This is a genomic window from Flavobacterium magnum, assembly GCF_003055625.1.
GTDB classification, from domain to species: Bacteria; Bacteroidota; Bacteroidia; order Flavobacteriales; family Flavobacteriaceae; genus Flavobacterium; species Flavobacterium magnum.
The window spans coordinates 2672529-2696629 of the sequence record NZ_CP028811.1 but is presented as its reverse complement, the minus strand read 5'-3'; the positions used below and the strand labels follow the sequence as shown (position 1 = coordinate 2696629).

Annotated in this window: 26 protein-coding genes; 5 read left to right on the top strand and 21 right to left on the bottom strand. The window is 48.5% G+C overall.

The window, feature by feature from the left end; translation table 11 throughout:
• Positions 1–11: 11 nt before the first annotated feature.
• From HYN48_RS11435 to HYN48_RS11425, 3 genes are all read right to left on the bottom strand, one after another.
• Positions 12–506 carry a hypothetical protein gene (locus HYN48_RS11435; RefSeq protein ID WP_108371833.1) on the bottom strand — a complete coding sequence of 165 codons (495 nt, stop codon included), beginning with the start codon at positions 504–506 and terminating at the stop codon, positions 12–14.
• Positions 507–680: 174 nt separating this feature from the next.
• Positions 681–1484 (bottom strand): hypothetical protein, encoded by an 804-nt coding sequence (locus tag HYN48_RS11430; protein WP_108371831.1) that lies wholly within the window; start codon positions 1482–1484, stop codon positions 681–683.
• A gap of 40 nt (positions 1485–1524) precedes the next feature.
• On the bottom strand, positions 1525–2352 hold the full coding sequence (locus HYN48_RS11425) for a UDP-2,3-diacylglucosamine diphosphatase (RefSeq protein WP_108373594.1): 828 nt from the start codon (positions 2350–2352) through the stop codon (positions 1525–1527).
• Between the two features lie 179 nt (positions 2353–2531).
• On the opposite strand from HYN48_RS11425, the gene aroC reads away from it, so the two are divergent.
• On the top strand, positions 2532–3590 hold the full coding sequence (gene aroC, locus HYN48_RS11420; protein ID WP_108371829.1) for a chorismate synthase: 1059 nt from the start codon (positions 2532–2534) through the stop codon (positions 3588–3590).
• Between the two features lie 105 nt (positions 3591–3695).
• Positions 3696–5276, top strand: coding sequence for a dicarboxylate/amino acid:cation symporter (locus HYN48_RS11415; RefSeq protein ID WP_219909584.1), 1581 nt, complete (start codon positions 3696–3698; stop codon positions 5274–5276).
• A gap of 90 nt (positions 5277–5366) precedes the next feature.
• Here HYN48_RS11415 and HYN48_RS11410 read toward each other — a convergent pair whose 3' ends face one another.
• Together HYN48_RS11410 and HYN48_RS11405 are read right to left on the bottom strand one after the other, a co-directional pair.
• Positions 5367–5777, bottom strand: coding sequence for a thiol-disulfide oxidoreductase DCC family protein (locus HYN48_RS11410; protein WP_108371827.1), 411 nt, complete (start codon positions 5775–5777; stop codon positions 5367–5369).
• A gap of 51 nt (positions 5778–5828) precedes the next feature.
• Positions 5829–7997 (bottom strand): endonuclease MutS2, encoded by a 2169-nt coding sequence (locus tag HYN48_RS11405; RefSeq protein WP_108371825.1) that lies wholly within the window; start codon positions 7995–7997, stop codon positions 5829–5831.
• 112 nt (positions 7998–8109) lie between these two features.
• Here HYN48_RS11405 and ung point away from each other — a divergent pair, with 112 nt between their 5' ends.
• Complete coding sequence (gene ung, locus HYN48_RS11400) at positions 8110–8769, top strand: uracil-DNA glycosylase (RefSeq protein ID WP_108371823.1); 660 nt, start codon at positions 8110–8112, stop codon at positions 8767–8769.
• A 46-nt stretch (positions 8770–8815) separates the two neighbouring features.
• On the opposite strand, the gene HYN48_RS11395 is transcribed toward ung, so the two are convergent.
• From HYN48_RS11395 to HYN48_RS11375, 5 genes are all read right to left on the bottom strand, one after another.
• A complete protein-coding gene (locus HYN48_RS11395) occupies positions 8816–9742 on the bottom strand; it encodes a transglutaminase-like domain-containing protein (protein ID WP_108371816.1) in 927 nt (308 codons plus the stop codon).
• 8 nt (positions 9743–9750) lie between these two features.
• On the bottom strand, positions 9751–10602 hold the full coding sequence (locus HYN48_RS11390) for a substrate-binding domain-containing protein (RefSeq protein WP_108371814.1): 852 nt from the start codon (positions 10600–10602) through the stop codon (positions 9751–9753).
• A gap of 126 nt (positions 10603–10728) precedes the next feature.
• The gene (locus HYN48_RS11385; RefSeq protein WP_108371812.1) at positions 10729–11601 is read right to left on the bottom strand and encodes a nucleoside phosphorylase; all 873 of its coding nucleotides are present in this window, start codon (positions 11599–11601) and stop codon (positions 10729–10731) included.
• A gap of 69 nt (positions 11602–11670) precedes the next feature.
• Positions 11671–12000 (bottom strand): translation initiation factor, encoded by a 330-nt coding sequence (locus HYN48_RS11380; protein ID WP_108371810.1) that lies wholly within the window; start codon positions 11998–12000, stop codon positions 11671–11673.
• A gap of 81 nt (positions 12001–12081) precedes the next feature.
• Complete coding sequence (locus tag HYN48_RS11375; RefSeq protein WP_108371808.1) at positions 12082–13035, bottom strand: isopenicillin N synthase family dioxygenase; 954 nt, start codon at positions 13033–13035, stop codon at positions 12082–12084.
• Between the two features lie 177 nt (positions 13036–13212).
• On the opposite strand from HYN48_RS11375, the gene HYN48_RS11370 reads away from it, so the two are divergent.
• Positions 13213–15189, top strand: coding sequence for an alpha-ketoacid dehydrogenase subunit alpha/beta (locus HYN48_RS11370; RefSeq protein ID WP_108371806.1), 1977 nt, complete (start codon positions 13213–13215; stop codon positions 15187–15189).
• A 9-nt stretch (positions 15190–15198) separates the two neighbouring features.
• Here the strand turns inward: HYN48_RS11370 and HYN48_RS11365 are convergent, their stop codons facing one another.
• Positions 15199–15663 (bottom strand): hypothetical protein, encoded by a 465-nt coding sequence (locus HYN48_RS11365; protein ID WP_108371804.1) that lies wholly within the window; start codon positions 15661–15663, stop codon positions 15199–15201.
• 81 nt (positions 15664–15744) lie between these two features.
• Here HYN48_RS11365 and HYN48_RS11360 point away from each other — a divergent pair, with 81 nt between their 5' ends.
• The gene (locus tag HYN48_RS11360) at positions 15745–16719 is read left to right on the top strand and encodes an endo alpha-1,4 polygalactosaminidase (protein ID WP_108371802.1); all 975 of its coding nucleotides are present in this window, start codon (positions 15745–15747) and stop codon (positions 16717–16719) included.
• On the opposite strand, the gene HYN48_RS11355 is transcribed toward HYN48_RS11360, so the two are convergent.
• The 10 genes from HYN48_RS11355 to HYN48_RS11315 form a co-directional block, all read right to left on the bottom strand.
• On the bottom strand, positions 16716–16961 hold the full coding sequence (locus HYN48_RS11355; RefSeq protein WP_108371800.1) for a hypothetical protein: 246 nt from the start codon (positions 16959–16961) through the stop codon (positions 16716–16718). The two genes, HYN48_RS11360 and HYN48_RS11355, sit on opposite strands and share 4 nt — an antisense overlap.
• A gap of 18 nt (positions 16962–16979) precedes the next feature.
• Complete coding sequence (locus HYN48_RS11350; protein WP_108371798.1) at positions 16980–17189, bottom strand: hypothetical protein; 210 nt, start codon at positions 17187–17189, stop codon at positions 16980–16982.
• Between the two features lie 157 nt (positions 17190–17346).
• Complete coding sequence (locus HYN48_RS11345; RefSeq protein WP_108371796.1) at positions 17347–17586, bottom strand: hypothetical protein; 240 nt, start codon at positions 17584–17586, stop codon at positions 17347–17349.
• Between the two features lie 148 nt (positions 17587–17734).
• Positions 17735–17887: a hypothetical protein gene (locus HYN48_RS15305; protein ID WP_181248467.1), complete on the bottom strand. Its 153-nt coding sequence runs from the start codon at positions 17885–17887 to the stop codon at positions 17735–17737.
• Positions 17888–18012: 125 nt separating this feature from the next.
• A complete protein-coding gene (locus HYN48_RS11340) occupies positions 18013–18762 on the bottom strand; it encodes a maleate cis-trans isomerase family protein (RefSeq protein ID WP_108371794.1) in 750 nt (249 codons plus the stop codon).
• 126 nt (positions 18763–18888) lie between these two features.
• Positions 18889–19803, bottom strand: coding sequence for a fumarylacetoacetate hydrolase family protein (locus HYN48_RS11335; RefSeq protein WP_108371792.1), 915 nt, complete (start codon positions 19801–19803; stop codon positions 18889–18891).
• Positions 19804–19937: 134 nt separating this feature from the next.
• Positions 19938–21047: a cupin domain-containing protein gene (locus HYN48_RS11330; protein WP_108371790.1), complete on the bottom strand. Its 1110-nt coding sequence runs from the start codon at positions 21045–21047 to the stop codon at positions 19938–19940.
• Between the two features lie 24 nt (positions 21048–21071).
• Positions 21072–22100: a carbon-nitrogen hydrolase family protein gene (locus HYN48_RS11325; RefSeq protein ID WP_245945950.1), complete on the bottom strand. Its 1029-nt coding sequence runs from the start codon at positions 22098–22100 to the stop codon at positions 21072–21074.
• Complete coding sequence (locus HYN48_RS11320; RefSeq protein ID WP_108371788.1) at positions 22063–22488, bottom strand: acyl-CoA thioesterase; 426 nt, start codon at positions 22486–22488, stop codon at positions 22063–22065. The genes HYN48_RS11325 and HYN48_RS11320 overlap by 38 nt, the downstream gene beginning before the upstream one ends.
• Positions 22488–24092, bottom strand: coding sequence for an AMP-binding protein (locus HYN48_RS11315; RefSeq protein WP_108371785.1), 1605 nt, complete (start codon positions 24090–24092; stop codon positions 22488–22490). The genes HYN48_RS11320 and HYN48_RS11315 overlap by 1 nt, the downstream gene beginning before the upstream one ends.
• Positions 24093–24101: the final 9 nt, after the last annotated feature.

Genomic DNA, 24101 nt, shown 5'->3' with positions numbered 1-24101 from the left:
TCTATTATATGCTAGAACCTGAACCTGATGCCGAGTGCGATATCCGGTCCGAAATCGTCGTCCCTGAATTCATCGCCGAAATACAATTCCGGACGGATGTCAAGAGAGATCTGCAACGGGATATCAAAGTTATACTCGATTCCCAGATCTCCCGCAGCGACCAGGAAAGTGCCGTTATCATCGTCAAATCCCGGAGGTGGGTTGTCAATGCTGTAGCTTCCGAGTCCGCCACCCACGCCGGCAAACCAGTAGAAGCCGCCATCGATATTCCAGAACCATTGGTAAACACCCACAAGTTTGTAGGCATCATAGTTCTTGTTGTCACGCCATCCCAGGTCCAATTCCAAACGGTTGTTTCCTGAGAAACGACGCTGGTAGGAAATCTCCCCACCGAATCCGTCATTGTCGCCCAAACGCAAACCGAGTGCGTTTTTTGAAACATCCTGTGCTTCAGCGCTGAATGCCAATCCGAGCAGCATTACAGCAGACAAAATCAGTCTCTTCATAATAATTGTTTTTTAAGGTTAGTTTTAAATTGCAGGCACTTTAAAGGCACCGATGTAATTCAAGTCAAAAGTAGCCCTTACCCCATATACATTTGTTATGAAATTTCTGCTTAAATTTTATAAATAAAGAAGGCTGCCAAAATTGACAGCCTTCGTTGTAAAGTGGTATGTGTCTTAATTTGTCGTTAATTGGGCTATGAAATAGGTGTCCAGCACTTCCTTGATGTTCTGGCTGCCTGACTGCGGGATCGGCAGTTCGATTTGCAACAGCGATAAATCGGCGAGCTGATAATTCACGTCGGTATTGGCATAGACCATGCCGATGCCCTCAGCATAGTATTGTGTTGATGTCACGACGTCCTGAGTAGGCATGATGTTGAAAGGAAATCCGCCGAATGAGGCAGAGATGGTCAGATTCAATATCGTTTTGACTTTCTTGACGTCGGTATATACTGTGGTGTCGGGCGCAGTAAAAGTTGCCATATCCCCGTCAGCTACCGATTTTAACGTGTAGTTTATCGTCACGGGAAATCCCTGTACATCCTGCTGCAACGTTCCGGAAACCATGCCGAGCTGTTGGTTTGCAGCCGCATTTTTATCAAAAATCACGAGATCACTGACAGCAACCTCTACCGGCAGGGCGTCTCCGAAATTTAAACCTGCATTACCGGTCAGGTAGAGCTTCCCGTTGGCTTCGCGGACGGCATTGTTCCTTAAGGAGTTCGAAAAGAAACCGGTCGGCAGCGCAAGTGTCCGTAATTTTTTATACGTGTTGGCGCTGATGACGGTATCATTACCCACATAAAGTGAGTCCCTTCCGCTAATGTTATTTGTTCCGCTTACATCGTAAACCCAGTAATTATTGGCCGTTATGGGCATATAATCGGTTTCTGTGACCGGGCCGGAGGAATCGTCACTATTCGAGCAGGAGGCCAGCAATCCGAATGCCGCGGCCAGTAATAACATCTTGTTTTTCATGAATTTGAGTTTTGTTTGCCGCTAAAGTAAACAAAACAGACTAATTTTTCAAAAAAATCGAATATTGCGCCAGTTCGCGCCCGAGTTGGTCTTCGAGTTCAAAGTAGTCGACTTCCTTTAACAGCGGGTCGTCACTATACTGGTACAGCTTCCATCGTTTCCTGTTGTATTCCAGTGCGGTGAGATTTTCAATCCAGTCCCCCGAATTCAGGTACATGGTTTCGCCGCGTTTGTCCGATTTCCGTACGATATTGGGTTCGTGTATGTGCCCACAGATCACGTAATCATATCCTTTCTCGAGGGCGATATCGGCAGCGGTCTGCTCAAAATCGGAAATGAACCGGACCGCCTTTTTCACGCTGGCCTTAATTTTTTTGGAAAAAGAATACGGGTCGCGACCCATCCTGGCAAGGCACCAGTTCACCAGGCGGTTCATCAGGATCAGGTAATCATATCCGATGCCGCCCAATTTGGCAATCCACTTGGCATGGTGTACCGACGCGTCGAACACATCCCCATGAAAAATCCATGCTTTTTTTCCATCGAGGTCGAGGAGCAGTTTATCCGCAATCGAAAAGTTTCCGAAATGGGCCTCACTGAACTTTCTCAGCATTTCGTCATGGTTCCCCGTGAGATAGTACACTTTCGTGCCTTTGGTTGCCAGATCGAGGATTTTCTTCACTACCTTCAGATGCGATTTCGGGAAGTACGATTTCCGGAATTGCCAGATGTCTACGATGTCACCGTTCAGGACCAGCGTTTTGGGTTTGATTGTTGAAAGATAGCGGTGCAATTCCTTGGCGTGGCACCCATAAGTTCCAAGATGCACATCGGAAATCACTACCAGTTCAACGGCTCTTTTTTTCATAAATTGAAGTTTTACAAATAAAGCATGCCAGTGTAAACCGAACATCAGCGCTTTGTTAAGAATTAAACAAATAGTCGGTAGCAAAGCCTCACAAACGGATCACGAACCGACGCTTTGATTGTTGGATTTTATAATTATCACATTTTCTAATTCCCTACATTTGTAAAAAACCAAAACCAATGGCCGGCAATTCTTTCGGTACGATTTTCAGGATTACAACTTTTGGCGAATCACATGGCGAGGCGCTCGGCGGGATCATCGACGGCTGTCCGCCGGGCATCACGTTGGATTTTGAGGCAATCCGGCACGAGATGCAACGCCGCAGGCCCGGGCAATCGGCCATCGTTACCCAGCGTCGGGAAGCAGACGAAGTGCAGTTCCTTTCCGGAATTTTCGAAGGTAAAACCACCGGGACGCCCATAGGGTTTACTATCGCAAACAGCAACCAGAAATCCGATGACTACGCACACATCAAAGACCTGTATCGCCCCAGCCACGCGGACTTCGTTTATGAAAAAAAGTACGGCATCCGCGATTATCGCGGCGGCGGACGCAGTTCAGCGCGGGAAACTGCCAGCAGGGTAGTGGCCGGAGCGATCGCAAAACAGGTCATCCCGCAGGTAAAAATCAACGCCTTCGTGTCGTCTGTGGGCGACATCTTCATTGACAAACCTTACCAGCAGCTCGACTTCTCGAAAACTGAATCGAATGCCGTGCGGTGTCCTGATGAAGCCACAGCGGCCAAAATGGAGGACTACATCCGAGAGATCCGCAAACAGGGCGATACGGTTGGCGGCACAGTGACCTGTATTTTGCAGCACGTTCCCGTGGGCCTTGGCGAGCCGGTATTCGACAAGCTCCACGCCGAGTTGGGTAAGGCGATGCTCTCCATCAATGCCGTACACGGTTTTGAATACGGCAGCGGTTTTTGCGGCGCCAGGATGAAAGGCAGCGAACACAACGACGTGTTCAATCCTGACGGTACCACGAAAACAAATTTGTCGGGTGGCATACAGGGTGGTATCTCGAACGGCATGGACATTTACTTCCGGGTGGCATTCAAGCCGGTAGCCACGATCATGCAGCCCCAGCAGACGATTGACAACAAGGGCAACATAGCCGAAATGCAGGGTAAAGGACGCCACGATCCCTGTGTTGTGCCGCGTGCGGTCCCCATTGTGGAGGCCATGGCAGCGATGGTGCTGGCCGATTTTTACCTGATTAATAAAATGTATTAGGAGCTGTTCCGGCTGTACGCTGTATCTTTTATTTTTTAAAGAAAAAAATAAAAGGATGCCGCTTCCATCCGGGCTAATCCGTGACAAAATAACCAAACCAGAATTATGGAACTTCCCGAAAACAAGAAATCAAACCTGACGCGCAATATCTTCATTGCGCTCGTCCTGGGCATCGCACTCGGATTTATACTGAACAAGTTTTACGTAGCCGACGAGAACGGCAAAATCGAATTTTATTCGCAAAAAACCGAAGACATCAACAACGAAATCAAGACGTACCTTCCTGATACCACTACGGCGGCCTACAAGCAGGCAGCGAAAAACATGGCGCGCTACGCTGCCGTGAAAACCCGGTTGTTACAGGATATCGACAAAAATGGCGACTTATTCGGGACGACCTACCAAATGATCGCGACCACCGACGACTACATTGCGAAATTTGAAAACCAACTGAAGGTCCCGCGAAAGGATACACTGACCGCAGCTTACACCCAACTAAAAAAGCAGAAAGATTTTGCGGCGGAAAAACTCAGCAGCCTGACGAAGGACCGCGATAAAAAACTGGAATGGTTTGCGCTTATCGCGGACATTTTCCTGCGACTGATTAAGATGATCGTAGCGCCGCTCGTATTTACGACCCTGGTGGTGGGCATCGCGAAGCTGGGCGACATCAAAACCGTCGGACGGGTAGGGGGCAAGACCATGCTTTGGTTTGTCTCGGCCTCGCTGATGAGCCTCGTGCTCGGAATGATCCTGGTCAACCTGTTTAAGCCGGGTGAGGCCATGCACCTTGCTTTGCCACTCGACAACCAGGCCACCGGCATCGATAAGGCCGCGTTGTCCGTAAAAGATTTTGTGACACACGTGTTCCCGAAAAGCTTCATCGAATCGATGGCCAATAACGAAATCCTGCAAATTGTGGTCTTTTCGATTTTCTTCGGGGTGGCGGCAGCGGCGCTCGGTGAAAAAAGCGAACGCATTATCAAGGCGTTGGATTCGCTGTCCCATATCATATTAAAGATTACGGGCTTTATCATGAACTTTGCGCCGTACGCTGTTTTTGGCGCAATGACGGTAGTGATTGGCAAACAGGGCATCGGGATATTGACAACTTACGCGATTTTTATCAGCGAATTTTATTTTGGCTTGCTCGTGCTTTGGGGAATCCTGATTTTGGCGGGCTCTGCCTTTATACGGAAACGGGTATTGGTTTTGCTCAGGCGCATCAAGGACCCGATCTTACTGGCGTTTAGCACGAGCAGTTCGGAAGCGGCCTTCCCGAAAACCATGCTCGAACTGGAGCGTTTCGGGTGCAGCCCGAAAATTACAAGTTTTGTCTTGCCGTTGGGCTATTCGTTCAATCTGGACGGCAGCATGATGTACATGACTTTTGCCTCGATTTTTATTGCGCAGTCTTATGGCATCCACCTGCCACTAGAAACACAGATTTCGATGTTACTGGTGCTGATGCTCACAAGCAAGGGCATCGCGGGCGTCCCAAGGGCTTCGCTCGTGGTCATTGCAGGGACTTTGGCCAGTTTCAATATCCCGGAAGTAGGCATAGCGTTACTGTTGGGTATCGATCCGATATTGGATATGGGCCGGAGCGCGACCAATGTGGTCGGGAACAGCATTGCCACGGCCGTAGTCAGTAAAATGGAAGGGGAGCTTTCAGACAGCCGGTAACCGCGACAGGGATGGCAGCGGCATCCTTTTCCTAATCCCAAAGGGTTAGGGAAAGATAGAACGTACAGCCCGGCCGTTCGCCCAATAAACTTAAAGGAATTTTGCCCGGAGTTCAGGAGTTGGAACCATGCAGCGATCCTGTTTGCCGTACCTTTTGTAGCGGTTTTTAGCGATGTAATCGTACAGGCTGTTGCGCAATGGGGCCGGAATGAGTTTGAAGATGGCGCTCAGGTGGAACAGTCCGCCGAATTCCTTTGCAATTTCGATAGCCGCCGCAGATTTGCGAAAGTAGGCCTTTCCGGGCTCATACAATACGACGCTGTCAAAGTGGCTGCCATCGATGCCAATGTGCGTCAGGATTTCGCGGCCCAGGTCAGATTGCAGCGGCACAAACCGAAAGACATCGCGCTTGTCATGCGCAATGACATACCGGACCATGCGGTTGCAGAGGTTGCAGACGCCGTCGAAAAGGATGATTTTTTTTCCTGTTGGCAGGTTCATATTGCTGTTCAGTTGGTGACTATGGCTTGATGCCGGGCGTGCATTGTCCTATTATTTTTTTGCCTCTACAAATTCCAATGAATCCAGCCCTACCGTAGAGGTAAACAGCCCGTAATTGACGACGGCCTTGTTTTTTTCTATTTTGTCTATCGAGCCGATGGAACGCCCGTCGAGCATCCGGACGCGGTCTCCGACTTTAAGCACGTGTTTGGGTTTTTCGGGGACCTGTGCGGCCTTGATCTTCTTTTCCTTTTTCTCTTTGCGGATTTCCTCGACCTTGACCTCGACTTCCTTAATGATTTGCTTTTGCTGGATTTCCCTGGCTTTTTGTTCCTTGACGGTGGCTTTCTTCCGTTTGGAACTTTCAATTTCGATGAGTTTCAAAAATTCGCCGATGATGGCTTTTTTGTCTTTATTGTTGACATAACGGTCGGCCATCTCATCAATTTTCTGGCCCATATAAATCAGCTTCTGGTTGCTGTCATAGAGTTCCTGATAACTTTCGAGTTTCTGCTGGATGCGGCTGTTGATGGTTTGCATCTTCTGGCTTTCCTCGCGTGCACGGATTTCTTCTTCTTTAAGCGTATTCGAGGTTTTCTCGAGTTTAGAGCGCTCTTTTTGCAGTGTGGCTATGGTCTTGTCAAAACGCACTTTGCCGACCTCAATTTTCTTTTTTGCCCGGTTGATCAGTCCGAATGGGATGCCATTCTTCTGCGCGACTTCAAATGTGAACGAGCTGCCGGCCTGGCCTAAAACAAGTTTGTACATGGGTTCCAATGACTTTTCATCAAAAAGCATGTTGGCGTTCATCGCATGCGGCAGCTCATTGGCGAGGATCTTCAGGTTCGAATAATGTGTCGTGATAATTCCGAAGGCTTCCCGGTGGTAAAATTCCTCCAGGAAGATTTCAGCGAGCGCGCCGCCCAGCTCGGGATCTGAACCCGTACCGAACTCATCAATCAGGAATAAGGTTTTGCTGTTGCACTTCCTCAGGAAATAATTCATGTTTTTTAAGCGGTAGCTGTAGGTGCTCAGGTGATTCTCAATCGATTGGTTGTCACCGATATCGGTCAGGATCCGGTCAAACAGAAAGGTCTCACTACGCTCATGCACAGGAATGAGCATGCCGGATTGCAGCATCAGTTGCAGCAGGCCGACGGTCTTGAGCGAGATGGTTTTCCCACCTGCGTTCGGGCCGGAAATTACGATGATGCGCTTGTCCTGCTGCAGCTCAATGGTCTGCGGAAACGTGGGTTCGTTCTTCTGTTTGTTTGTCAGGAACAGGATCGGGTGGTAAGCCTCGCGGAAATACAGTCGTTTTTCATCGGTGATGTGCGGCAGAATGGCATTAATCCGTACCGCATACTTGGCTTTGGCCGCAATCACATCGATATCGCTCAGGAAATCCTGGTACTGAATGATCAACGGCAGGTACACCCGGATGTCGTTGCTGAGTTGTTTGAGGATGCGCATGACTTCCTCTTTTTCCTCATATTCAAGATTGCTGAGTTCGCGGGAATATTTCAATGTGGCTTCGGGTTCGATGTAGGCAATGCTGCCCGTTTTGGAACTGCCCAGGATGGAACCTTTCACTTTGCGCCGGTACATCGCCAAAACAGCGAGCACGCGGCGGTTTTGTACAAAACTTTCCTTGATGTCGTCAAGGTAACCCAAACCCGCATACTGCGTAAGCGCCACTCCGAAACTCTGGTTCACTTTCCCGCGCACCGTATTCATCTCACGACGGATGTTCAGCAGGTCCGGTGACGCATTGTCCTTGATTTCGCCATATTTGTCAACGATTTCATCGATTTTCCGGACAATCTCCCGCGTGAGTTCGATTCCGGACGCCTTAAGGTTTAACTTCGGATAATAGTCATCAAACTTGCGGAAGAACTGAAGCAGCGTGTTGACTGTTTCCGAAAGTGACGCGATTTTACGGAAACTTCCCGCCTCAAGGACGCTGTTCTCAATAGCAAGAAACTTGATTTCGTGTGCGACGGGGTCAAAGCCATGGTTCGGAATGGCGTTGTTATTTTGGAAGGACGACACATACTCCGAGGTTTGCCACAAAGCTTCCATCAATGTCTCCTTGTCCCTGAAAGGCGTAATCCCGAGTGCTTTTTCCTTACCGATATCGGTATTGCAAATCGAGGAAATGGCGTCAAGTATGGTCGTAAACTGCAAATCCTGCAGCGTTTTGTCTGTAATGGATATCATGTAATATTAGGGACAGTTTTGTTTGCAAATTTACTCAAAAATTATGCCACTTTTAGGATTTGGCTGAGGCGGTTTGGAAATTGAAATCCTTATTTTTGCGTAAAACCAGATTATGAAAATTGATCCTTCATGGAAAGCCGTGCTCGCCGAAGAATTTGAGAAGCCTTATTTCAAGGCCTTGACCGGTTTTGTCGCCATGGAATATCAAAACCAGCTGTGCTACCCGCCGGGGCCTGAGATCTTTGCGGCCTTCGACCACTGTCCGTTTGATGCGGTTAAGGTGGTGATTATCGGCCAGGATCCGTACCATGGCCCGAAGCAGGCAAACGGATTGTGTTTTTCAGTACATGATGGCATCCCATTTCCGCCGTCATTGGTCAATATTTTCCGAGAAATCAGTGACGACCTGCAACAACCATTGCCCGGGACCGGAAACCTCGAACGTTGGGCCGACCAGGGCGTGCTGCTGCTGAACGCCACATTGACCGTGCGTAGGGGCGAAGCGGGCAGTCATCAGGGACATGGATGGGAAACCTTCACAGACGCCGTAATCCGTCAGGTTTCAGATAGGAAAAAAGATGTCGTTTTTATGCTTTGGGGCGGATTTGCGAAAAAGAAAGGGGCGAAAATAGATCGCGACAAACATTGGGTACTGGAGTCTGGACACCCATCACCATTGAGCGCAAATAAAGGGCATTGGTTCGGAAACCAGCATTTCAGTAAGGCAAACCGGTTTTTAGCATCGAAAGGCTTGCCCGAAATCAAGTGGTGACGACGTGTTGGCGCTTGTGGGCAATTTTCAAGACCGCGAAAAAAAATCAATAGAGCGTGAGTGCGCCGAGGATTTCCTCTGACATAAAAGGACCGCCCGGATAAGTAGCCGTATAATCCAGGTTGAGCCAGATTTGCCCGTGCTCGTCGATGTGGTAATGTACGGTCTTACCCTTGCTTTCTTCCTTGAAAAGCACTTCTTTGATGATGTAATTGATCGCTTCAAAGTCCTTCTGGGTCCCGATCAGCATTTCAGGATACAGGTGTGCGTCGGTGCTGATGATCCTGGGAACGCCGCCAATCGCCCGGATGCATGCCGCCATCAGGATGGAGTGGTCATCGCAGTCCCCTGAAAAATGCTGTACCGTTTCGCTCGCCCTTGCAATGTATTCCCGCCCGCGCGGATCGTTCACATAGTTCCAGCGTTTCTTGATTTCCTTGAATACGGCAAAACATTGCACCGTGGTCCGGTATTCCTTGTATTTGTTGATGTTCCTGAAGTGCTTGGTCGTCGCCATCAGGGCAAAATTCCGCACGTCGGGGTTGTCGTAATCGATGGCGTCCAGTATTCTTGACTTGTTTGGAAATGGAAGCAGTTTGGCAATGATGATGTCCTGCGGATTCGGGTCTTCAGACATATTGTAAAGCATCGCATTGTAGTCTTCGGCAACAGACCAAAAACCGAAACTCCCGAAAACGCTGTTAAAAAGAAGGAAAATCAGGTACGCCGCAATACAGACGATGATGATCCTGCGCAGCAGACGCAGCAGGAGTTGCAGCAAAACCACAATGCCGATGAAAAGCAGTATGCGGTCGATTTCAAACGGCCATTCCGGATCAAGCAGGTTTTGGTGTACGATGATGAAGACCGGAATCGCAATGAGGATGTTCAATATAAAAATAATCACGTCGTCCCAGGGCTTATTGACCCGGAGTTTCTGGCTGAATGTTTTAATATCGGAAAGTTTCCACATTTGTGCTGCTACAGGGCTTTGACTATTTCAGCAAAAGTACTTTTTTTATCGATAAGGGACAGGCGAAGCAATTGATTTTGAACTTTGTTTAACATATCCTGTGCAAGCGGTTGCTGTGACCATTCGGTTTGCGAAAGCCAGGACAGGATGTCTTCTTTTTCCTGATGAAAATCATTTGCCAGACGCAACTCTATGTCTTGTATTTCTTTGAATTTGTAAGTCTTAGCGTTGATTATGTGAAGTATCTTTTTGATAAGATTCGGATCGGTGGCCAGGATTTCATTTCGTACAGCGATCACAAAGCAGGGCCATGGCGTAGGGCAATCGGCGATGCGTCGGAAGATGCCTTTGTCGACCAGCGGCTTGGTCATGAAGCGTTCCCACATAAAATAGTCTGCCTCGCCCAGTGTCAGCGCGGATACGGCGCCGTCAATCGTATTTACAATTTCGAAGCGGAGTGCATTTGAGTCCCAACCCTGCTGTTCCGCATTGACATAAGCCATGAGCTGCGACCCGGATCCGATTCGTGAAATGGCGGCTTTCGTGTGCTCAAGTTCAGACAACTGATGATATTCCGAATTGGCGGCCACATGGATACCCCATATTAATGGGGTTTCGACATACACCTGCACAATTTTCGATGGATTTCCGGAGACGATGTCCTTGACGATGCCTTCCGTAAGGATGACGGCGACATCTGTCTGGCAGTCGCGCAGCATCTGGCACATTTTTCCGGTACCTTCGGGGACGTTGGTCCATTGCAGGTCGATTCCTGCCGCTGAAAATTCTCCGTTTTCAAGGCAAAGCTGCCATGGCAGGTTGAAATGTTCCGGGACACCGGCTACTTTTATTGTCTTCATGGTCAATGGTACTTTAGTTTTACGGATGGCTGAATATTACCGGCGCGCCTAGCCCCGATAGAGCCGGTATCCTTTGTGAGGTACGAACAAAGATATAGGCGAAAGCGGGAAACAGCTCCTGAAAAATTATCTGGATGAAGCGATTTTATCGAGGGTATACGCAATCAGTTCATCGACTGCTTTGTACGGATCGTCGCTGAAGGTGCCTGAAGCACGGTTGGCGATAATGGCGTTGAGTGACAGCGCGTTGTGGCCCAGCAATGCAGACAGTCCGTAAATTGCGGCAGTTTCCATCTCGAGATTGGTAATCCTGTGTTCGTTGAAACTGAATTGGTCCATTTTGTCGTTGAGTTCGTTGTCCTGGGTTTGAAGGCGTAAAATACGCCCCTGCGGACCATAAAACCCACCAGCGGTAGCGGTAATCCCTTTATGCATCCGGTCGCTTTCAATCATTTTTTCAAGCTTTTCAGAACACGGGATTACATACGGGCGGCCTTTCTTGATATCCCAGTTGGTGTGAAGCATAAAGGCATCTTCGAGTGCGGGATTCGACACCTTATCGATCAGGTAGGAGCGGAGCATGTTGTCCAGTCCCAAGCCGTATTTCGACATGACGAAACTGTCCACGGGGATGTCAGCCTGTAGCGAACCTGAGGTCCCGATACGGACGATGTTGAGCGTGGTGAGTTTGTCTTTAGGCATGCGTGTTTCGAGGTCGATGTTGACCAGGGCGTCGAGTTCGTTGAGCACGATATCAATATTGTCAGGTCCGATCCCGGTAGACATCACCGTGATGCGCTTGCCTTTGAAAAGACCGGTTTGCGTTTTGAATTCGCGTTTTTGCTGCGAAAATTCGATATGGCTGAAAAACTGCGTGATTTTTTCGACGCGGTTTTGGTCGCCAACGAAAATGATGTCGTGGGCGATGTGTTCCGGCTTCAGGTTTAAATGGTAAACGCTGCCGTCGGGATTTAATATGAGTTCTGATGATTTGATCATTGTCGTTTGTTTTGAGGTTTAAAGTTTTTTGTCGTCAGGAGTATGTCGAGTGTAGGATTTTTGAATCGATCATCCGCCTACGCGCTTCACTTTAAACCCTTTTGATTTAAGTGTTTCCATAATCTTGTCGCGGTAATCTCCCTGGATGATAATGGTATTGTCTTTGAATGTGCCGCCGACACTGAGTTTCGTTTTAAGTTCCTTTGCGAGGATCCTGAAGTCTTCTTCAGAGCCGGAATAGCCTTCGATGATGGTCGTGGGTTTTCCCTTACGCTTTTCATATTTGCAGACCATCGGTTCCTGCTGGATGAAAAGTTCGTGGGGCGTCTCTTCGGCCTTTTCTTCGGCGAGTGGCTCGTGGTCGGGAAAGAGTTTTTTGAGTTGTTCGTGTAAATCCATTTTGTCTAAATATCAAAAAAACAAATCCCAAATTCCATATGCATTCTGGAATTTGGAATTTGAAATTTGAAATTGAATTTTTTATTTTTTAATCAATCCCAAATCAACGAGTCTTTCATACAGGAAATCCCCTGCAGTGATGTCGTCGTACAATTTCGGGTGGTCTGCATCGATAGTTTTATCGAGCACGTCCAGTTTCATTTCGCTGATCGGGTGCATGAAAAAAGGAATTGAATAGCGTGACGTGCCCCACAGTTCGCGCGGAGGATTCACTACCTGGTGTATGGTCGATTTAAGCCTGTTGTTTGTGTGGCGCGACAGCATATCTCCCACGTTGATGACCAGTTCGTCCGGTTCGGCAATGGCATCAATCCATTCGCCGTTGTGATTTTGCACCTGCAGGCCTTTGCCCTGTGCTCCCATCAACAGGGTTATCAGGTTGATATCGCCATGCGCCGCGGCACGTACGGCGCCATCAGCAGGCTCGTCTGTAATAGGCGGGTAGTGGATCGGGCGGAGGATGCTGTTTCCGTTTTTGATGTAATTATCGAAATAGAATTCGTCAAGTCCGAGGTACAAAGCCAAAGCGCGAAGCACATAAATCCCTGTTTTTTCGAGCATCTGGTAGGCTTCTTTACCGACTTCATTGAATTTTGGAAGTTCCGCCACCTCTACGTTTGCAGGATATTCCTTGGCGTATTTGGAATCTTTATCGACATACTGTCCGAAATGCCAGAATTCTTTCAGGTCGCCGGCCGAGCGGCCCTTGGCGTGTTCTTTCCCGAACGATACGTAACCACGTTGTCCGCCGATTCCGGGAATCTCATATTTTTCTTTGGTTTCTACCGGCAGGCTGAAGAAGTTGCGGACCTCCGCATACAGTTCTTCAACGAGTTTGTCATCCAGAAAATGACCTTTAAGTGCTACGAAGCCAATATCTTCGTAGGCTTTTCCGATTTCATTTACAAATTTTTGTTTGCGTTCCGGGTCACCCGAAAGGAAATCACGCAAGTCCACACTTGGGATGTTTTGCATAAAGAAAAAATGTTTGTTAATAACTTTCCAGGCCGTAAAGCCTTACAAACACAAATGTATATAATAATTTCAGAATTGAATTTTAAAACTTATTAACATTTCAAAAAAAATGGCCAAATCACAGGTGTGCGGTTATTTTTTTCTACTTTTGGGGCATTAAAAAATGACCCTCAAAAAATGAATTTCGACAGAAAAAAACTCACTGACGATACGCTAATCGATCTTTATAAAAGAATCCTTAAACCCCGCCTGATTGAAGAAAAGATGCTGATCCTGATCCGTCAGGGGAAAGTCTCCAAATGGTTTTCCGGAATCGGGCAGGAAGCCATCGCCTGCGGCATCGCGGCCGTATTGGATAAAGACGAATACATCCTGCCGATGCACAGGAATCTTGGCGTTTTTACAGGGCGTGATATTCCGCTTCACCGATTGTTTTCGCAATGGCAGGGCAAGGCCAATGGCTTTACCAAAGGCCGCGACCGCAGTTTCCACTTCGGAACACAGGAATTCAACATTGTAGGGATGATTTCGCATCTGGGTCCGCAGCTTGGCGTCGCCGACGGAATCGCGCTGGCTAACAAATTAAAGAAAAACGGAAAGATTACCGCCGTATTTACCGGTGAGGGCGCTACGAGTGAAGGGGATTTCCACGAAGCGCTCAATATCGCCTCTGTATGGGAGTTGCCCGTGATGTTCGTGATCGAGAACAACGGCTATGGACTTTCGACACCCACCAATGAGCAGTACCGCTGCGAAAACCTGGCCGACAAGGGCATTGGTTACGGCATGGAAAGCCACATCATCGATGGCAATAATATTCTCGAGGTGTACAACAAACTGTCGGAACTCAAGGCCGAAATGATTGCGGATCCGAAACCGGTATTGCTTGAATTCAAGACCTTCAGGATGCGTGGCCACGAGGAAGCCAGCGGTACCAAATATGTGCCTCAGGAATTGATGGACCTGTGGGCGGTCAAAGATCCGGTCGATAATTATAAGAAGTACCTCGAGGAATCCGGTGTATTGACTGCTGAGCAGGATGCCGAGATCCGATCCGCCATCAAAGCTGAAATCGATGAAAACTGGGCATTGGTGCAACAGGAGCCTGAAATTGTGGCTTCCTACGATGAAGAATTAAATGATGTTTATAAACCATTTCAATATGAAGAAGTTACGCATTCGGACGTTGTTGAAAATATCCGTTTGATTGACGCGATTTCAAACGGACTCAGGCAATCGATGGAGCGGTACCCAAACTCGGTCATCATGGGCCAGGACATAGCCGAATATGGTGGCGCATTCAAGATTACGGACGGCTTCGTGGCACAGTTCGGAAAAGAACGTGTCATCAATACGCCCATCTGCGAAAGCGCTGTCGTGTCTGCCGGGATGGGACTCTCCATAAACGGGTATAAGGCCATTGTGGAAATGCAGTTCGCGGATTTCGTCTCGACAGGATTTAATCCAATCGTGAACCTGTTGGCCAAATCACATTACCGCTGGCTTGAGAACGCCGATGTGGTTGTGCGTATGCCCTGCGGCGGCGGAACCCAGGCGGGGCCGTTTCACTCACAAACCAATGAGGCCTGGTTCACGAAGACACCCGGACTTAAGGTCGTCTATCCCGCCTTCCCTTATGATGCCAAAGGCCTTTTGAACACCGCGATCAATGATCCGAATCCGGTCATGTTTTTTGAGCACAAACAGTTATACCGAAGTGTATATCAGGATGTGCCGACGGACTATTACACACTGCCGTTCGGCAAAGCGTCATTGCTTAAGGAGGGGAAAGACATTACGATCATTTCGTTTGGTGCGGGTGTGCACTGGGCTTTGGAAACGCTAAAGAACCATTCGGAAATTTCAGCTGATTTGCTTGACCTTCGTACGTTACAACCATTGGATACCGATGCCATATTTGCTTCGGCGAAGAAAACGGGAAAGGTCATCATCCTGCAGGAAGATTCGATGTTTGGCGGGGTGGCCAGCGACATTTCAGCGATGATTATGGAAAACTGCTTCGAGTACCTCGATGGTCCGGTGAAACGCGTTTCCAGCCTCGACAGTCCGATTCCTTTCACCAAGGCGCTCGAAGACCAATATCTGCCGAAAGGACGGTTTGAAGCCGCGTTGCAGGAGCTGTTGGCGTACTAAGTTCCGGAATTATTCTTTTTCACTGTATTGCGTAAGCACTTCATCTGAAAAGAACAGCGCAAGCAGTGCTTTGTTTTTGGCGTCTTCAGGATTTTGCGCTGCCTCAACGAAACGCGCCTTATATAATTCAAGCTGTTTTTCGGTCAATAGCCTGCGGAAGTAGAATTCCTGTTTTACCGTCACATCGATCAGCGTCGCGAGTTTCACCGGCGAACGGTCTTCGGCGTAAGCCTTGTAGGCCACCGCAATATCAATGTATTGGGCATTAAAAAGCCTGTCCATGATTTCGGCCTGCGTATCATTGAAATTCAGGAAGTCGGTTACCCAATTTTTAGTCTGTCGGTACACCAGCTGGCCGTTCGGATTGTCGACAATAAACTGGATCATTGTAATGCGGTCTACGATATCGTTCGGATTCTGTGCTTTGCTGAGCAGCGGGAAAATCAGCAGGAGCACCAGCGCGATTTTTTTCATTTTGCAGATTTATTTTTCGCTAAAGTAATAAAAATGTATCATTAAGTGTTTTAATTTAGCAAGTGACAACACTTCTGTACCATGACTATGAAAAAACTGCTCCTTTTTGCCGCGCTGCTTTTGATTTCCTGTGACCAGACCGATGCGGATGCCATCCCTGAATACGATTACAAGCAGGAAATGCGTGATTTTGTAATTGGCATCAGCCAGTATGCGAAAGCCGCACATCCTGATTTCGCGGTCATCCCGCAGAATGGTGTGGAGTTGGTTACCGAAAACGGCGAGCCTACAGGGAATCCCGCAACGGCGTACCTGAATGCGATTGACGGAAACGGCCAGGAGGATCTGCTGTATGGTTACGATGCCGACAACATCGAAAGCCCGTCAGACGCCACGAATTATTTTAAGGCCTATCTTGATATCTCTAAGTCTGCCGGGAAAAAAATCCTGGCGATTGATTACTGCACTACGCCGTCGAAAATGGCAAATTCGTACACTAAAAATAATGCGAGCGGATACATCTCGTTTGCTGCGACGGAGCGAAACCTGAATGTCATACCAAACTATCCGGTATATCAGGAGAATGCAGCCAATGTGGAACGCCTGTCCGACGCGAAGAATTTCCTGTACCTGATCAATGCCGAAAATTTCACGTCAAAAGCCCAGTTTATTAATGCAGTAAAATCTACAAATTACGATGCCGTGATTATGGATTTATTCTTTAACGACGGTTCGGCCTTTACCGCTTCCGAAATCCAGCAGATCAAATCCAAAGCCAATGGTGGCCAGCGGATGGTGGTATGTTATATGTCGATTGGCGAAGCCGAAAATTACCGCTACTATTGGCAGGACAGCTGGCTCTCAACGAAACCGGCCTGGCTCAAAGCACAAAACCCGGACTGGCCGGGTAATTATAAAGTGCAGTATTGGAATGCTGACTGGCAGCAAATCATCTACGGGAACGATGCATCCTATCTGAAAAAGATTCTCGATGCGGGATTTGATGGCGTGTATCTTGACATTATCGACGCTTTCGAATATTTCGAAAACATCTAAATACCGATGTTGCCGTCGTACTTTCCGGCGTCTGAAAAACCGTCTTCTTCGGTCTGTTCCTCGTCCGTGTCATCGTATTTATGGAAATCATCGGAATCGTCAAATTCCTCCTGACTTTTACGCGAAGCGTCATCCTGGTTTAGTCCGGGATCGTCGATTTGCCGCTCCGGACCCTTATCAAAAAGATATCCCTCGCAATCCACGTCTTCCCAATTCTTGAAAGTTCGGTATGTCGATGCCATAATTATAATTTAGAATTGTCAGTTGCCTTTAGTAAAACCCGGTTTTCCGGGCGTTTCATTGGGATCCGTAGCGGGATCCTCATCATCCGTCTGTGATTTCATGTGGCCTTTGCTTTTGAAATCAGTGTTTATCTTCGAATCCAGGTCGTCGCTGCCCTTGTGTGCCTGCAACTTCGGGTCTTTTTCCGGATTCGTGTGATCCTCATTATTTTTAAATTCCTTTTCCATAGCGCGTTGTTTTAAAAATAACCCAGCAGGTAGTATACGATGATGAAAACGATGATCATCCCGAAACAGCCGCCGCCGAGTTTCTTGGCGCTGTATCCTGCAATGAGTCCTTTGAATAGTCCGTTCATAATGTTTTGGTTTAGGTGAGTTTAATTGCTTATCCTTCGTGTTGGTCCACGGTTTCGTTTTTGTCCCTGAAGTCCATGTCACTTGTGTTTCCCGCATCGAAATTTGCATCGTTGGTGAGCTCTTCGTGATCGCGATACTCATGGTCACGCGTGGCATTGCGTACATTGTCAGGATTTTTCTGGTTCGAATTGGCGTAATTTTTTTGCCCGTCATGGCTTGGCCTGTGATTGCCTTTGCCGTAGTTGTTATTGTTATTTAAGGAAGACATAATGTAAATATTTTAAGTTTACCTAAAATTATCAATACCTTATAAAAGATTGTTATACAGTTTTTTATAAAAGTTACAGGATTTTTAGAGCATAAAAAAGCCCGCTCAGTAATTGAGCAGGCTTCGTTATCTGAGTGTCGGGGTCGGGTTACCTTCCTGACAACTCGTAATACATATCGTTAGGATCGTAATCGAAGTCGTAGTCTTCTGCATCATCGTCAGAATCAATTGAATTCATCAGGATGATGTTGTTCATATCATCGTCTTCGTGGTTATCAATGGTAGTGTAAATGGTGTCCATGGGTTCAAGATTTTAGTTGGTTTATTTTGTTATATTACAAATGTCACTAAAACGTTGTAATCAGGCTTTACACTGTAATTGCAAAAGTTTACACTTAAACCATATGCGTATTAATTGATTGTAAATTAATAGTCTCCGCTGAGTAAACGCCCGCCAATTGGGGCGGTAGCCGGTATGCCGAGTTTTTTCATCATCTCGAAAGTCGTGCAAACGGCCGCAGAGGTCACCGGAATGCCGGTCGCCTGTTCGATCAGGTCGATGGCTTCGAGCGACGGCATCTGCACACAGGCCGAGGCCACAATCACATCAACACCTTCAATATTAAGCGATTTATAAATCTCCAGCAGGTTCATCGGGTCTTGCGCCGCCACCTCGAGATTGTCCGGGATCTCCAATGCAATCGAGTCAACGACCTCGAATCCCTGATGCTCGAGGTAATCAACAACCATATCTGTCAGCGGCCGCATATAAGGTGTAATGATTGAAATCTTTTTGGCACCGAGAGCTTTGAGTCCGTTGATCAGGGCCCCGGCACTGGTAACAATCGGGGTAGGAAAGCCATTGGCCACCGTTTCCTGATGCAGGTTAACTTCAGAGACGCAGTGGTAGCCGCGGCCCATGCTCATAATCGCTACAAGGCAGGCGTATCCCATCACATCCACATGCGCATCTGACAATTCCTGGGCGCATTTGAGGCTCATCGCATCCATTGCTTCGAGCTCTTCCTTCGTCACTTTTTTCATGCGCATCCGACTCGAATGAAATGTAAAACGCTCCGGCAATAAGGTTTCCCTGGCCCTGAAAATTGCAGGGATCTCGGTTTCCATCGTAACGTTTGAGGAGGGGACGATTTGTCCTATTCTGTATTTTTTCATTTTGTACCTTATTTTATTTTTTTGGCGTTGCCTTCGGCCGGGCTTTCCGCTGCAATCTTCCGGGGTTTTGCAAACCCCGCAAGGATTTCCGCTGCAATCCCTAACGCGGCGCCTGCCTGTAATCTGCTATCCGTGGCTAATGGCCTTCACGGTATTTACAATGGTTCCTATGCCTTCGACCGTGGCCTCTACAACGTCACCGTCCCACATCCATTCCTGCGGACTGCGTCCCGCGCCCACACCGGCCGGTGTACCCGTTGCAATAATGTCCCCGGGCTCCAGGGTAAAAACCGTACTAAGGTCTTCTATCAGTTCATTGATGTTAAAGAGCATGAATTTTGTGTTCGAACTTTGTTTTTCCACGCCGTTGAGCGTTAACGAGAGGTTCAGGTTGTGCGGATCGACGATTTCGTCTTTGGTGACCAGCACCGGACCCATAGGTGCAAATGTATCCTGTCCTTTCGACACAATCCATTGTCCGGCGCGGCGGCAGTCCCTGGCACTGATGTCATTGATTACCGTGTAGCCGAAAACATAATCCAGCGCTTCTGATTTCGGGACATATTTTCCTTTTTTACCAATAATGACCGCCAGCTCCACTTCCCAATCCAGTTGTTGTGTCAGCTTTGTGTTGTGCAGGATGTCGGTGTGGGTCGCCGTTACCGCCGTCGGTGGCTTTGAAAAAATGACGGGCTGCTGCGGCAGGTCTTTTGAAGTATCGAGTGTGCGCGCACTTTCAGCCACATGCTCCGTATAATTCAACCCGATGCCGATGATGTTTTTGCGCGGCTTCGGGATCGGGGCAAGCAGTGTGACGTGCGACAATGGCAATGAGCAGGCGGCGATCACATTTTCGCTCGCCGTGTCCAGCGCGTGCTGCAATTTCGATACCATTTCATGGCCCGCATCAATCAGTTCGAGCATGGTTGCAGGGAATGTTTCATTCGACTTGAATCCGAGTGTTTCCACATCGACGACCGTATCGTTGAGCTGGATTCCAAGCTTTTGTTTGTCTTCAGACAGGTAAGTCAGTAGTTTCATATTTTATGAGTTGCAAATTGGCAAAATTATTTCTCAGCCGGGTTTTTTAATGTCAGTCGGTACCCCTAGCCCCGATTGCAGCCGGTATCCTCGCAGCGCAGCGAAGAGATAAAGGCGGAAAGCGGGAATAGCTCCTAATCCAATACCTGATGGCCGTCGTTTTCGGGATAGGCTTTTTCCTGATACAGTCCGAGTTTCTCGATTACGGGCAGGTCATGGAACGAGAACAGGCAGGCGTCCTCAGTTCCTGACAGGTTCACGTGCTCATGGTACACCCACGACGGCACGCAGAAAATGTCCCGCTCTTTCCAGTCGTAACGCTTGCCACCAATAACCGAATAGCCTTTTCCTTTCGCGCATTGGTATACGAACGAACCGGTGTGCTTGTGCGCTTTCGTATGCTCGCCGGCGCGCAGCAATTGCATCGACGCACCCATCGTCTGCATCACGTGTCCGCCCGTCAGCGGGTTGGTGTAATGCATCAGTATGCCGTCAAAAGGATTGCCGTCGTTGACTTTAGCGGCTTCGAGCAGGGCAGGGTAGACCTGCTTCCAGGAATATTTGAATAAAGGGGAATACGGCTTGTCCCAGACCTTGTCTGCAGGAATCAGTCCCGGAGCACTGTAGGACAAAGGCGATTGGTTGACCGGTACATCTAGCGGCTGTTTGCCGTCAAATACCGCGTAGTCATTCGCTTCAAGCGCATTGACGAGCGGGATGTCCAGGCCGTCCTGCCACACACAGGTCTTGCCATCAGGGGCGACACCGTGTTCGTGCCAGGCAGAATTGGGTGTGATTACAAAGTCATTCACTTCGAACGTGATCTTATTCCCGTCGACAACCGTGTACCCGCCTTCGCCTTCCATAATAAACCGCAAAGCGGAGGCGCGATGGCGGTGCGCTGATGTACTCTCTCCGGGCCGTGTGACCTGGATTCCGGTATACAGCCAGCCCACCGCAGCCGACACATCCCTGCGTTTGTCGTTGACAAGGTATACGACGCGTCTGCCGGCCTGCTCTGGTGTCACCAGTTCAGACGACTTAAGCACGAGTTCGCGTAAATCGTCGTATTTCCACAGCATCGGGATCGACGACGGGCGCGGCTCCCAGGGTTCGATATCGTTGGCCACTGTCCAGAGCGCACCGGCACCAAGTGTTCTGAGTTCGTCATAATAGGCTTCGAGTTCGGGGGTATCCGTGACCCGGGCGCGACCTATGACATCGTCGTTGTGTTTTGCTTCCATCGAGAAATGGTTTAAAGTTTATGCTTACAATTTTCTTTTGAAGAAATCTTCGTTGTTGTCTATGAATGTAATGTTTTTTCTGGGTGTCACATTGACGCGCAAATCGAAAATATCGAAACGGTTGTAGTGGCCCAATATGTCGTGCATCTGTTTTGGCTGGATGCATTTGGACAAGTCAATTTCTGCGTAAACAATCCCTTCGTCATCAATGAGCGGTTCGCCGATTACGGCGCCATTAGGACCGATAAATCCTGAAAAAGCGGAATTTTTCCGCGTCAGCAGTGCGCCGGCATCGGCGACATCGGGCGTCAGTGCATCCATAATTTCCTGTGAAATCGTCGAGCACGAAACAATCGTAAACAGTTTCCCTTCGAACGAGTGCGCTGCGGCGCGGATCTTTATCGCCTCGGCCATATTATAATCCGGCGGTGCCACGGGCAGCGAGATGTAGTTTGCGATGTGAATCAGTTCTCCCTGTGACAGCAAAGTGAAACGCGCGAGGGTATTGGTATTTTCGCCGCAGGCCAGTGTCCCGACCGGACCGACTTCAGTATGATATACCTTCAATGACGAACCGTCGCCTGATGTCCAAGTGAGTTTTTCGGCCCAGGTAGGCACCAGCTTTCGGTGTTTCCCGATCAGCACGCCATGGTTGTCTATAATTAGATTGGTGTTGTAAATTTCCCCATAACTTTCGCCGCGTTCGTTGATTCCGATGACGATATTGATGTTGTGGTCTTTCGCGGCCGATAAGAGTCGGGCAATCTCCGGACCGTCCGCCGTAACGGAATTCCGGTACAGTTTTTCATACCACGCGCTGCCCTGAACGGGTGTCATGATCCAGTTCCAGTAAGGATAGCCTGCCACGAACACTTCAGGGAAGGCGATAAGTCGCGCCCCATTGGCGGCAGCTTCCTTTATAAATGAGATGGCCTTGTCGATTGTTTTCTCTGCATCCAGAAAAACGGGCGAAGTTTGTACGGTGGCGGCCTTAAATTTTGGGAAGTCCATGATGTTAGATGATAAATGAAAGGATTCTGTTTTTGGTCTCATCGGAAAAAGGTTCGGCTTTGATCTGATTGGTACCTTTGTGCAGCCCGACGTTGACGAGCGTCACTTCGCCTTCGAGGCAGGTTTTGCCATCCTGATCGGTGAATGTAAATCCGCAATGTACCGAAGCACCGCCCAGATTGATGACCCAAAGTGATTTGGACAAAACGTCACCGATTCGTGCAGGTTGCTTAAACTGCACCTTTAAATCCACCGTAGGAATGCCTTTACCATGCTCATGCATTGCTGAAAACGGCCGGTCAAGCGCTTCCTCAAACCAATCCTCGACGAGATCATTGAGCATTTCGAGGAATCTGGGGTAGAAGACTATGCCGGCAAAATCGACATGCCTGAAGCGTATGGTTTCGTCCTTTTTGAAAATTTGTGCCATTATGACTTGAGTTTGAATCGTTGTATTTTGCCTGTTTCCGTTTTGGGTAAAGCGTTTACGAAATGGATTTGTCTCGGATATTTATAGGGCGCAGCGGTTTTCTTGAACCACTCCTGGATTTCCGACGCCTTACTTTCGCTGGCGTGTTCCTGATTTTTAAGGACAATGTAAGCACAGACAAGCATGCCGCGTTCTTCGTTTGGCAAACCCACAACGGCACATTCTGCGATATCGTCGTGTCCCAGAAGGACGTTCTCGACCTCAATGGCAGCGATGTTATAGCCTGAAGAGATAATCATGTCGTCTCCGCGTGCCACAAACCAAAAGTAGCCATCCTCGTCCCTCCGGAAAATATCACCGGTAATATTCCATTTATTCTGAACGTATTCCTGCTGTTTTTCGGGTGAATTGAGGTATTTGCAGCCTGTGATGCCGCGCACCGCAAGTCTCCCCGGTTCGTTTGCCGGCACTTCGTTTCCGTCCATGTCGACGATCCGCGCCTCATAACCGCGAATGGGAAGTCCTGTTGCGCCTTTTCTCATATTGTCCTCATTTGAGGAAATAAATATATGCAGTATTTCTGTGGATCCGATGCCGTCGATAATTTTCAATCCGGTGGCCTCATACCAGTCCTCCCAGACTTTTAAAGGCAAAGTCTCTCCGGCGGAAACGCATTTCCTTAAGGAAGAAATATCATAATCTCCAACCAGTGTGGTGATAATCCGCCAGGCGGTGGGCGCTGTAAAGCAAATGGTGATTTTGTATTCCGAAATGGCACGGAGCAGCAATTCGGGGGTCGGCTTTTCAATCAGGAATGTGGAGGCGCCGAAATAAAACGGGAACAATACCAGGCCGCCCAAGCCGAAAGTGAATCCCAATGGCGGACTTCCGGTAAAGATGTCGTCGGGCGTAGGCTGCAACGAATATTTCGGAAATGCTTCACAAATCAGCAAAATATCGCGATGGAAATGAGAAGTCATTTTCGGTTTTCCTGTCGTTCCGGAGGTAAACCCGATCAGCGCGAGCGAATCGGCCATGGTATGATAATTCTGGAACGTCCTGGGTTTGTTGTGCATCAGCGTTTCCAGCTTTGACCATTTGGTCTCCGTGCCGTCGAAGGTGATGACCTGTTTGAGGAAATCCGACTTTACGACTGCGAGCTCTTCCTCGAGCCGGTAATCACAAAATGCATGCGAAATTTCGGCACTGTCGATCATTACTGTCAGTTCTTTCTCGCGCAGCAGCGGCATGGTTGCCACTACGATCCCGCCCGCTTTCAGTACGGCGAACCATATGGCAACGAACATTGGGTTGTTAGCCGAACGGATCAGCACGCGGTTACCGGAAACAAAACCGAGATCATCGGTGAGGACATGCGCAATCTGATTGGACTTTTCGTACAAGTCACGGTAAGTCCACAAGGTGTCAAAGGTGCGTATTGCGACGGCGTCGCCATGGCCGTTTGAAATGTGATCGTCAAGGAGTTTACAGACACAGTTCAGGCTGCCTTCAAACCGGAAATCAGGATGGTCCAAAATGATATCGGGCCTCAATGTTTCACAAGGCAAATGGGAATGCGCAAAATTGTCTTCGTAATGTTTCATCAATTGTCA